Consider the following 10,467-nt stretch of genomic DNA (forward strand, 5'->3'; position numbering starts at 1 on the left):
GGAAGCGTTCGACAATGTCGAATGGTTCACACAGAGGAGTGTGCACGGTGGCCTACATCGCGGCGATCGACCAGGGCACGACGTCGTCCCGGTGCATCGTGTTCGACCAAGCCGGCGGGATCGTGTCGGTCGCTCAGCGCGAGCACCGCCAGATCTTCCCCAGGCCGGGCTGGGTGGAGCACGACGCGACCGAGATCTGGACGAACGTGCAGGCCGTCGTGCGTGACGCCCTCTCCCACGCTTCTCTCTCGTTCAGCGACATCGCGGCGTTCGGCATCACGAACCAGCGCGAGACCACGGTCGTGTGGGACAAGGCGACCGGCGAGCCCGTGCACAACGCGATCGTCTGGCAGGACACGCGCACGGACGCGTTGATCAGGCAGTTCGGTGACCAGGACCGGTTCCGCGAACGCTCCGGGCTGCCTCTCGCGACCTACTTCTCCGGCCCGAAGCTGCGGTGGCTGCTCGACAACGTCGAGGGTCTGCGCGCACGGGCCGACCGGGGCGAAGTCCTGTTCGGCACCATGGACACGTGGCTGATCTGGAACCTGACCGGCCGCCACGTCACCGACGTCACCAACGCCTCGCGCACCATGCTGATGAACCTGGAGACCCTCGACTGGGACTCGGAGCTGGTGGACGCGATGGACGTTCCGCGCGAGATGCTCCCCGAGATCCGGTCCTCCTCCGAGGTGTACGGCACCTACGAGGGCGTGCCCGTCGCGTCGGCGCTCGGCGACCAGCAGGCGGCGCTGTTCGGCCAGACCTGCTTCGAGGCCGGCGAGGGCAAGTGCACCTACGGCACCGGAGCGTTCCTACTGATCAACACCGGCGACAAGCCGGTTCGGTCGCAGAACGGCCTGCTCACCACCGTGGGCTACAAGATCGGCGACGAACCCGCCGCGTACGCGCTGGAAGGCGCGATCGCGGTGACGGGCGCGCTGGTGCAGTGGTTCCGCGACAAGGTCGGGCTCATCTCCTCCGCTGCCGAGATCGAGACACTCGCGCGCACGGTGGACGACAACGGTGGCGCGTACTTCGTGCCGGCGTTCTCCGGACTGTTCGCGCCGCATTGGCGCTCTGACGCCCGCGGGGTCATCGCGGGACTGACGGGCTACATCTCGCGCGGGCACCTCGCACGGGCCGTGCTGGAGGCATCGGCGTGGCAGACGCGTGAGGTCGTGGACGCGATGAACGCCGACGCGGTGAATGCCCACTCGGCAGCAGATCTCACAGCATTGCGCGTCGACGGCGGCATGACGGCGAACAACCTGCTCATGCAGTTCCTGTCCGACGTGCTGGACGTGCCGGTGGTGCGCCCGATCGTGGCCGAGACGACGTGCCTGGGCGCGGCGTACGCGGCCGGTCTAGCGGTGGGCTACTGGAGCACCACGGACGAACTGAAGGCCAACTGGCACAAGGCGGCCGAATGGGAGCCGTCGATGGAACCGGCCGCTCGCGACAGGGGCTACCGGAAGTGGAAGAAGGCGGTCGAGCGGACCGTCGGGTGGATGGACGAGGACGATGACTGACTTCTCAGCACAGCGGACGAGGGCTCGCGAAGAGCTGCAGCACGGCAAGTTCGACGTCGTCGTGATCGGCGGCGGCATCCTGGGCATCGCGACCACCTGGGCCGCGGCCAGGTCCGGCCTGCGGGTCGCGCTGGTCGAGAGCGGTGACTTCGCGGGCGCCACGTCGTCCGCGTCGTCGAAGCTCGTGCACGGCGGCCTGCGCTACCTCGCGATGGGCCCGTCGGCGGTGCCGATGGTGCACGAGAACCACAAGGAGCGCCGCGCGCTGGGCGACCGCCTGGCCCCGCACCTGGTGCGCCCGCTGCCGTTCCTCGTGCCCGTCTACAAGGGCGGCCCGCACAGCAGATTCGTGCTGGGCGCGGGCGTCACGCTGTACTCCGCGCTGTCGGGCTTCGGCGACGGCACGGGCAAGGTCCTGTCGGCGCGCAGGGCCGCGGAGTGGGTGCCTGACCTGCGCGCCGACGGTCTGCGCGGTGCCGCGATGTACTACGACCACCAGATGAACGACAGCCGCGTGGCGATCACCGCCGCCCGCGCCGCCGCCGAGGCCGGTGCCGTGCTGCTCAACCACATCTCGGTCGTCGGCCTGCGCAAGACCGGTGCGAAGGTCACGGGCGTGGACCTGAGGGACTCGCTCGGCGAGTTCGGGGTCGACGCGAAGGTGGTCGTGAACGCGACCGGCCCGTGGCTCGACGTGCTGCGGCGCATGGAGGACCCCGCCGCCGACCCGTCGATCCGCCTGTCCAAGGGCTCGCACCTGGTGCTGAAGCAGATCTCGGAGTGGAAGGCCGCGCTGACGATCCCCGTCGACGACGTGCGCGTGTCGTTCGCGATCCCGTGGGAGGGCCATCTCCTGCTCGGCACCACCGACGAGGCCTACGACGGCGACCCCGCCGCGGTCGCCTGCACCGACGCCGACGCCGACCAGATCCTGGGCGAGGCGGGCACGGCGGCGACGGGCCTGGACCGCTCGCGCATCGCGTACACCTTCGCAGGTCTCCGGGTGCTGCCCGGCGGCCCCGGCGACACCTCGCACGCCAAGCGCGAGACCGTGATCACCGCGGGCTCCGGCGGCATGATCAGCGTGGCCGGCGGCAAGTGGACGACGTTCCGCAAGATCGGCTCCACCGTGCTGGCCCGCGTGAACTCCGAGCTCGGCCGCACGTTCGACGGCCCGCTGGACGACGTGGCGCTGCCGGGTTCCGCGCAGCCAGACACCGTGGGATCCGTGCTGGGCCACGCCTTCGACGCGCTGCCCGACGACGTGGTCCGCCACCTCGCCACGCACTACGGCACGACGTCGCACGAGGTCGTCGCGCTCGGCCTGGAGAACCCCTCACTGCTGGAGCGCGTCCACCCGGACGGCCCGGACATCTGGGCTCAGGTCGAGCACGCCCGCCGCACCGAGTGGGCGTCCGAAGTGGACGACGTGCTGCGCCGCCGCACGACCGTGATGGTGCGCGGCCTGGACTCCCCCGAGGTGCGGTCGCGGGTGTCGGAGCTGCTGGCCTCCTAGAGGGCCATGGCGCGTTCCACGAGGTACCCGGCCAGTTCGGGTGCCGCGTGGAACGCGCTGCGCACCGCCAGCGTCCCATCACACCCCAGCACGACCTCTTCCCTTGACACAGCACGGTTTTCCAGGCGCAGCCCTTCGCAGTAGGCGTCGATGACGGCCTCTCGCACGGGCGGCAGGTCCGCGACGGCCATCCGTCCGGCCTGCGCCAGTCCCACGAGCAGCTGGCCGAGGTCCGCGCCGACCGGGTTCGGGCACTGCCAGGTCACGTCGATCACCACGAACGACTCGGGATCGTCCCGCGGCACCAGCAGGTTCTGCGGGCACGCGTCGTTGTGCCCGTTCGCCTGCGGCAACGCCTCGAGCCGCGCCAGCAGCTCCGGCACCCGTTCCGCGAGGGCCGAGTGGTGCGGCCGCTGGAACGCGTCCCGCAGGAGCCTGCCCTCGTACAACGTCCGCAACGCCCTGCCCGGCGCGCCACCGAAACGACGCCCCGCCCAGCGCCCGAGTCCCAGCGCGGCCCGCCGGAACCGCGGCAGGTCCCACTCGACGTCCGCGCAGCGCACGTCCTCCAGCCACAACGCGATCCGGTCGCCGAAGTCGTCCACCCGCAGCACGCGCGGGCGGCGCATCCCCGGTGGCAGCACGAAGTCCGACAGCAGGAACTCCGCCTCGTCACGCCACGGGAGCTCGCCCACCACGGCCTTGAACTCGTCCGGGACGTGCGGCCGCCGCAGGACCTTCACGAACGCCGAGCCGTCCGCCGACACCACCCGGTAGACCGCCGCCGTCGTCAGTGCGACCGGGTCGAACGCCACCGGCACGACTCGGGTCAGCGGTACGGATCGGTGATCTCGCCGAGCATCTCCAGGGCCTCGCGCAGCTGGGTCATGCGGCGCCTGCCGATGTGCTGTTCCCATTCCGCCTCGATCCTGGCCATCTCCGCGTTCGCGACGGGAACGGCCTCCTCCGCCTTCGCGGTCACGCGCACCAGGCGCGCCCGGCCGTCCGAGGGGTCGGGCACGCGTTCGACGTAACCGGCCTTCTCCAGCTGGTCCACCAGGAAACCGGCGGTCTGCTTGGTCACCTGGGCGGCCTCGGCGAGCTCGGTCAGCCGCGTCCCGTCCGGGCCGACGCGCATCAGCACCCGCGCCTGCGCCTGCGTGATCTCGAACCCCGCCTCGACGACCGCGGCCAGGACCCGGTTCTCCACCTCGCGGCTCGGGATGAAGAGCAGCAGACCGATGTTCACCCGTTGGCCCCCCTTGTTCTAGTCAGATTCTCTGATTAAAGTAGTCAGCCTCTCGAACTAAATCAAGAGGAGAGCCCGATGGACGAGGCGAAGATCTGGCAGACGATCGACTCCGAACGCGCGGCGACGGCGGACCTGCTCGCGGGCCTGACCGAGGTCGAGTGGACCTACCCCTCGCTGTGCGAGGGCTGGACGGTGCGCGAGGTCGCCGCCCACCTGTCGCTCGCGCACCGGATCGGCGTCGGCGGGGCGCTCAAGGCGTTCGTCCGGGCTCGCGGGAGCTTCAACCGCATGGTCGACCAGACCGCACGTGCCGAGGCGCGCAGACCGACCGCCGAGATCGTCGCGGAACTGCGCGGCGCGGTCGGGTTCCACAAGCTCGCACCGGGCCAGACGCTCAAGAACGCGTTGATGGACTCGATGGTCCACTCGCAGGACATCGCCCTGCCGCTCGGCATCGAGCGGCACATGCCCGTCGACGCCGCCGTCGTCTCGGCGGACGACCTGTGGCGGATCGGGTTCCCGTTCCACGCGCGCCGCAGGTTCGCCGGGCACCGGCTGGTCGCCACGGACGCCGACTGGTCCGCGGGCGAGGGCGCCGAGATCAGCGGGCCGATCGAGGCGCTGGTCATGCTGCTCGCCGGGCGTTCCGCGACGATCCCGCGGCTCACCGGCATCACGGTCTGAGCCCGCCCGCAGTTCGGCGGCATCACGGTCGAGTCCGTCGACCGCCCCGCGGCATCACGGTCCGAGTCCGCGCACCATCCTGCGGCACACGTGGACGCGCTCGAACCGTTGGCGCATCTCGGTTTCCCGTTCGATCCTCGCGTGCAGGAACGCACCCACCGGCTCCAGCCCGTGCTTCGCGGTCAGCGCCGTGCCGACCTCGGCCGGCGAGGCGTACACCTGCAGGTAGCGGCACTCCTCGACGAACCCGTTGCGCGCGAACCAGGCCAGTGCCGGAGCGTCCTCGCGGGCCCACGCGTCGATCCCGCGCACACCGCACCGCTCCAGCCGCGCCACGGCCTCCGCGAGCAGCGCCGTCGCGATGCCCAGCCCCCGGTGGTCCGGGTGCACCACGACGGTCTCGATCGTCGCCTCCGCCCCCGGCACCGACACGTCCAGCACACCGGTCACGTCACCGTCGGTCGCGACCAGTTCGAGGTCGGCGCGGCGCTTGGCGGGCCACACGTCGTCGTAGCAGGTCGTCCCCAGCAGCCCGAGGACCCGGCAGCGCAGCCACGCCCCCTCGTCCGCCGGCTCGTAGTCGCGGATCGACCGTCCTGGATCACGGCGCACCTCGGGTCTCTCCCACGCCCCCGGCAAGCTCAGCCTTCCCGTCCTCCCCCGCGCGGCGCCGGCCACGCCTCCCACCTCGCCTCATCCACCCGGCATGCCACCAGGGTTCCGGATGTGAGCCCGGCTCGCACGCATGTTCCGCCGTCACCGGTTGCCAGGAACATACTCGGTATGCATACTCAGTAGGTATGTCGGTCAAACACGGTCTGCTCGCGCTGCTGGAGCGCGGGCCCATGTACGGCTATCAGCTGCGGGTGGCGTTCGACTCGGCCACCGGCGGCACGTGGCCGTTGAACATCGGGCAGGTCTACACGACGTTGTCGCGCCTGGAGCGCGACGACCTGGTGGCCGCGCTGCCCGAGAACGAGGGCCAGCGGCCCTACGAGATCACCCCGGGCGGCCGGGACGAGCTGAGGAAGTGGTTCGCCACGCCCGTCCAGCGCGGTGACCGGCCCCGTGACGAGGTGGCGATCAAGCTCGCCCTCGCGATCACCACGCCGGGCGTCGACGTCGCCAAGGTCGTGATGACGCAGCGCACCGCCACGATGCGCACGTTGCAGGAGTACACGAGGCTCAAGACCCAGCCGGGCGACCTGCCGTGGCTGCTCGTGCTCGACGCGATGATCTTCCAGGCAGAAGCCGAACTGCGCTGGCTCGACCACTGCGAGGCGAGCCTGCTGCGCTACGAGCCTCGGCCCGTCCCCGCGGCCACGGACGTCGAGGTGCCCAGATGAGCGTCCTCGAGTTACGTGACGTGCACCGGATCCACGGCGCCGGCGAGACGGCGGTCAACGCCCTCAACGGCATCTCCCTCACCGTCGCCCCCGGCGAGCTCGTCGCCGTGATGGGCCCGTCCGGCTCCGGCAAGTCGACGCTGCTGAACCTTTGCGGCGGCCTCGACAGCCCGACCAGCGGCCAGGTCCTGGTCGACGGCACGAGCCTGCAGTCGTTGTCCCGCAAGCAGCTCGCCGCCTGGCGCCGCAAGCGGATCGGGTACGTCTTCCAGAACCTCAACCTCATCGCGAGCCTCACCGCCGCCGAGAACGTCGCCCTGCCCCTCGACCTCGACGGCGTGCGCAAGTCACGCCGCCAGGCCGAGATCGCCCTGTCCGAAGTGGACCTCGACGGGTACGCCGACCGGTTCCCCGACGAGATGTCCGGCGGCCAGCAGCAACGCGTCGCCATCGCCCGCGCCCTGATCGGCGAACGCCGCCTCGTGCTGGCCGACGAACCGACCGGCGCCCTGGACTCCCGCACCGGCGAGACGGTCCTGCGGCTGCTGCGCTCCAAGGTGGACGCCGGCGCCGCCGCCGTCCTCGTCACGCACGACGCCCGCCACGCCGCCTGGGCGGACCGCGTGGTCTTCCTGCGCGACGGCGCCGTCGTCGACGTCTCGTCCCGCGACCAGCCAGAAGAACTGCTGAGCACCCCGTGAGCGGCTGGCGCGCGGCACTGCGCATCGCCTCCCGCGAGGCCCGCAGGTCGCCCGGCCGTTCGGCCCTCGTCATCGCCCTGATCGCGGTCCCGGTGGCCGCCCTGTCGTTCACCGCGATCGTCCACGACTCGACCACCCTCACCCCGCACGAGGACGCCGCCCGCCGCATGGGCGCCGCGCAGGCCCTGGTCAGCTGGCCCTACAACGGCCCGGTCATCCAGGAACCGACCAGGGACTTCGCGATCCCGGCCACCAGCGCCGAAGGCGAGCCCCCGTCCGAGGAACGCCTCCGCGCCCTGCTCCCGGGCACCGACCTGGTCCCCGTCGAACGCGGCGGCGTCAACATCCGCACCACGGCGGGCGTCGGCCGCGCGGGCGTCCGCATGCTCGACCTGGACAACCCGCTCACCCACGGCATGGTCACCGTGCTGGAAGGCCGCCCGGCCACCACGAAGACCGAGATCACGTTGTCCCGCAAGGCGATGGACCGCACCGGCGCCACGCTCGGCGGCACCCTCACCACCGAGGACGGCCGCACGTTCACCGTCGTCGGCGTGATCGAGGAGCCGGACAGGCTCGACAACACCACCGTCGTCGCGCTGCCCGGCACGTTCGACCAGGCCGAACGCTCCTGGCTGATCACCACGCCACTGCCGTGGTCGAAGGTCAAGGAACTCAACAAGTCCGGCGTCGCGGCCCTCTCCCGCACCGTCCTGGCCGACCTGCCGCCCGCCTCCGAGCGCTACCCGGAGTTCCCTGACTCCAGCGAACTGGGCGCCGAGGTCCTCGTCCTGGTGGCGGGCCTGGCCGTGCTGGAGATGTCACTGCTGGCGGGCTCGGCGATGGCCGTGGGCGCCCGCCGCCGCAAACGCGACCTGGCTCTGGTGGCCGCGGTGGGCGGCTCCCCCGCCCACGTCCGGCGCATAGTCCTGGCGGACGGCGTGGTCATGGGCGCGCTGGCCGCGCTCGGCGGCGTGGTCCTGGGCGTCGCGACCGCGGCGGCCACCCGCCCGGTGGTCGAATGGCTCCTCGCCGAACGCTTCGGCGCCCAGCGCTTCTTCCCGTCGGCCCTCGCGGCCCTGGCCATGCTGGCGATCATCACCGGCGTGCTCGCGGCCCTGGTCCCCGCCTGGATCTCGTCGCGCCAGGACGTGGTGACCGCCCTGGCGGGCAGGCGAGGCATCACCCGCTCCCGCCGCCGCTGGCTGGTCCTGGGCCTGACCCTCGTCGCGACGGGCGTGGCCGCGGGCGTCTTCAGCGCGGTCCAGATGCAGTTCGTCGGCATCCTGATCGCCCTGATCCTCACCGAGGTGGGCCTGGTCCTCTGCACCCCGTCACTCCTGGGCCTGCTCGCGAAAACCGGCCGCTGGCTCCCGGTGCCTCTCCGCATCGCCCTGCGCGACGCCTCCCGCAACCGCACGGCAGCGGCCCCCGCCATCTCCGCCGTCATGGCCGCGGTCATCGGCGCGGTGGCCGTCAGCGTCATCCTGACCTCCCAGTCACAACAGGAGGCGGGCCAGCTCGCGGGCACCATGGGCGACGTCAGCGTCTTCCGCCTGGACGACCTCTCGAAACCCGGCACCACCCCCATCCCGGCCTCGGTGGCCACCGCCATCCGCAACGCCACACCGGCAACGGAGGCCCACGAACTCAAACTCCTCGCGTGCGACGGCGGCCAGTGCTTCGCCCACATCCGCCCACCGGCGGACCGCGAATGCCCCTACGCCCACGACGTCCTGCGCAGAGAACCCACCGAGGCAGAACAGAACTCGGCCCGCGCCGACACCCGCTGCACCGGCGTCGGCAGGACCCACCGCTACTTCGGCACCTACACCACCCCGGACGGCTTCCTGGTCGTGGCAAGACCAGAAGCGATCAAGTCCCTCCTCCACCTGACCGACGACGACGTCCCCGCAGCCCAGCAGGCACTCCGCGACGGCAAGATCGTCGTCAACAACCCGAACCTCCTCTCCGACGGCAAGGTCCTCCTGGCAATCGGCCTGCAAGCCACCACAACCCCGGCCCCGGGCCACGCGACCCCACAACGCCGCCCGGCCCCGCTGGCCGTGATGACAGAAGAAACCGCACGCTCCCTGGGCTACGGCGTCTCCGCGTTCACCATGTACGCCACCACAACCCGCATGCCCACAGAACAAGAACAAGACGCCCTCACCGCGGCACTGGGCGGCGAGTACGAGGTGCACGTGGACCGCCCGACAGCGTCCGACGTCCAACAGGCCCTCACCATCCTCGGCCTCGTGGCGGGCCTCATCACCCTCGCGGCAGCAGCCCTCGCCACAGGCCTGGCAGCAGCCGACGGCCGCAAGGACCTGACCACCCTCGCAGCGGTAGGCGCCACCCCGAGCCTGCGCAAACTCCTGTCCCTGAGCCAAGCAGGCGTCATCGCCGGCCTGGGCGGCCTCCTCGGCACAGCAGCAGGCGCAGCCTCAGCACTGGCACTGCTGGCAGCCCTCAACGCCGGCTACGCCGACCTCTGGCCCCAACCAGAACTGAACCCGCTGACCATCCCCTGGCCCACCACGACCATCTCACTGCTGGTGGTCCCAGCGGTCGCAATGCTGGGCGCCGCCCTCTTCACCCGTTCCCGCCTACCGATCGAACGCCGAGAATAGGCTGCCCCCATGACGACCTTCGCGATAGCGCACGGAGGCGGCGACGTCGGCTGGTCCTGGCACCTCGTCGCCAACGCCTTGCAGGCCAAGGGCCACACCGCAGTAGCCCCAGACCTCCCCATCGAAGACGAGAACAAAGACCTCACCGACTGGGCCTCAGCCCTAATCGACGCCCTACCGTCCACAGAGGACGACATCGTGGTGGTCGGCCACTCCTTCGGCGGCTTCACAGCCCCACTGGCAGCAGAACGACTGAACGCCTCAGCCCTGGTCCTGGTAACCGCGATGATCCCGGCCCCAGGCGAACCCCCGGCAGACTGGTGGGCGAACACAGGCTACGAGGACCCAGGCCTGGAAGACGTCTACTACCACGACGTCCCCCCACACCTGGCAGCAGAAGCAGAAAAACGCAGCCGAGGCATGTCCGAAAACGCCATGGCAAAACCGTGGCCCCTAGCCAAGATGCCAGACGTGCCAACGCACTTCATCCTGTGCACAGAGGACCGTTTCTTCACCCCGACCTTCATGCGCAAGGTAGTCGCAGACCGCCTGGACGACATCAAGCCGGTAGAACTGGCAGCAGGCCACTACGCCCCACTGAGCAAACCGAACGAACTGGCCACCCTCCTGGCCACCTACGCACGCTGACGCAGGAATCCAGGCGAGCCGCTCTCAAGCGACGCCGAAGGCGAGCCGTCCTTAGCCCTTAGCAAACGGCCTGGGCGGTGGGGTCCCGTCACGAGTCGCACCACAGCTCTCGCTGCATGCAGGTAGGGGTGTCAACTCGACGCGCTTTTCGTCGA

General features: G+C 70.7%; 10 protein-coding genes. 7 read left to right on the plus strand and 3 right to left on the minus strand.

Annotation, left to right across the window (positions count from 1 at the left end; all coding sequences use genetic code 11):
* Positions 1-14 precede the first annotated feature (14 nt).
* Complete coding sequence (glpK, locus tag IE307_RS46410) at positions 15-1,532, plus strand: glycerol kinase GlpK (protein WP_191305907.1); 1,518 nt, start codon at positions 15-17, stop codon at positions 1,530-1,532.
* The gene (locus IE307_RS46415; protein WP_191305908.1) at positions 1,525-3,048 is read left to right on the plus strand and encodes a glycerol-3-phosphate dehydrogenase/oxidase; all 1,524 of its coding nucleotides are present in this window, start codon (positions 1,525-1,527) and stop codon (positions 3,046-3,048) included. Before glpK ends, IE307_RS46415 begins: the two co-directional genes overlap by 8 nt.
* Here the strand turns inward: IE307_RS46415 and IE307_RS46420 are convergent.
* Both IE307_RS46420 and IE307_RS46425 read right to left on the minus strand, forming a co-directional pair.
* Positions 3,045-3,863 carry a phosphotransferase gene (locus IE307_RS46420; RefSeq protein WP_229905708.1) on the minus strand — a complete coding sequence of 273 codons (819 nt, stop codon included), beginning with the start codon at positions 3,861-3,863 and terminating at the stop codon, positions 3,045-3,047. The genes IE307_RS46415 and IE307_RS46420 overlap by 4 nt on opposite strands.
* 14 nt (positions 3,864-3,877) lie before the next feature.
* Entirely contained in the window at positions 3,878-4,297 is a 420-nt protein-coding gene (locus tag IE307_RS46425) for a MarR family winged helix-turn-helix transcriptional regulator (protein WP_191305910.1), read from the minus strand.
* Positions 4,298-4,375: 78 nt separating this feature from the next.
* Between IE307_RS46425 and IE307_RS46430 the strand changes: the two genes are divergently transcribed.
* Positions 4,376-4,984 (plus strand): maleylpyruvate isomerase family mycothiol-dependent enzyme, encoded by a 609-nt coding sequence (locus tag IE307_RS46430; RefSeq protein ID WP_191305911.1) that lies wholly within the window; start codon positions 4,376-4,378, stop codon positions 4,982-4,984.
* 54 nt (positions 4,985-5,038) lie between these two features.
* On the opposite strand, the gene IE307_RS46435 is transcribed toward IE307_RS46430, so the two are convergent.
* Positions 5,039-5,662, minus strand: coding sequence for a GNAT family N-acetyltransferase (locus IE307_RS46435; protein WP_229905709.1), 624 nt, complete (start codon positions 5,660-5,662; stop codon positions 5,039-5,041).
* 122 nt (positions 5,663-5,784) lie between these two features.
* Between IE307_RS46435 and IE307_RS46440 the strand changes: the two genes are divergently transcribed.
* Genes IE307_RS46440 through IE307_RS46455 form a run of 4 tightly spaced genes read left to right on the plus strand, consistent with a single transcriptional unit; the run spans position 5,785 to position 10,312 of the window.
* Positions 5,785-6,330: a PadR family transcriptional regulator gene (locus IE307_RS46440; RefSeq protein ID WP_191305912.1), complete on the plus strand. Its 546-nt coding sequence runs from the start codon at positions 5,785-5,787 to the stop codon at positions 6,328-6,330.
* Positions 6,327-7,031 carry an ABC transporter ATP-binding protein gene (locus tag IE307_RS46445; RefSeq protein ID WP_191305913.1) on the plus strand — a complete coding sequence of 235 codons (705 nt, stop codon included), beginning with the start codon at positions 6,327-6,329 and terminating at the stop codon, positions 7,029-7,031. Before IE307_RS46440 ends, IE307_RS46445 begins: the two co-directional genes overlap by 4 nt.
* A complete protein-coding gene (locus IE307_RS46450; RefSeq protein WP_191305914.1) occupies positions 7,028-9,664 on the plus strand; it encodes an FtsX-like permease family protein in 2,637 nt (878 codons plus the stop codon). The genes IE307_RS46445 and IE307_RS46450 overlap by 4 nt, the downstream gene beginning before the upstream one ends.
* Positions 9,665-9,673: 9 nt before the next feature.
* Positions 9,674-10,312, plus strand: coding sequence for an alpha/beta fold hydrolase (locus IE307_RS46455; protein ID WP_191305915.1), 639 nt, complete (start codon positions 9,674-9,676; stop codon positions 10,310-10,312).
* Positions 10,313-10,467 lie beyond the last annotated feature (155 nt).

The sequence above is a fragment of the Lentzea cavernae genome (genome assembly GCF_014653695.1).
Classification (GTDB): Bacteria; Actinomycetota; Actinomycetes; order Mycobacteriales; family Pseudonocardiaceae; genus Lentzea; species Lentzea cavernae.

Coding starts and splice junctions, on each gene's coding strand:
- glpK (WP_191305907.1), top strand. CDS start 15: ATGTCGAATGGTTCACACAGAGGAGTGTGCACGGTGGCCTACATCGCG.
- IE307_RS46415 (WP_191305908.1), top strand. CDS start 1,525: ATGACTGACTTCTCAGCACAGCGGACGAGGGCTCGCGAAGAGCTGCAG.
- IE307_RS46430 (WP_191305911.1), top strand. CDS start 4,376: ATGGACGAGGCGAAGATCTGGCAGACGATCGACTCCGAACGCGCGGCG.
- IE307_RS46440 (WP_191305912.1), top strand. CDS start 5,785: ATGTCGGTCAAACACGGTCTGCTCGCGCTGCTGGAGCGCGGGCCCATG.
- IE307_RS46445 (WP_191305913.1), top strand. CDS start 6,327: ATGAGCGTCCTCGAGTTACGTGACGTGCACCGGATCCACGGCGCCGGC.
- IE307_RS46455 (WP_191305915.1), top strand. CDS start 9,674: ATGACGACCTTCGCGATAGCGCACGGAGGCGGCGACGTCGGCTGGTCC.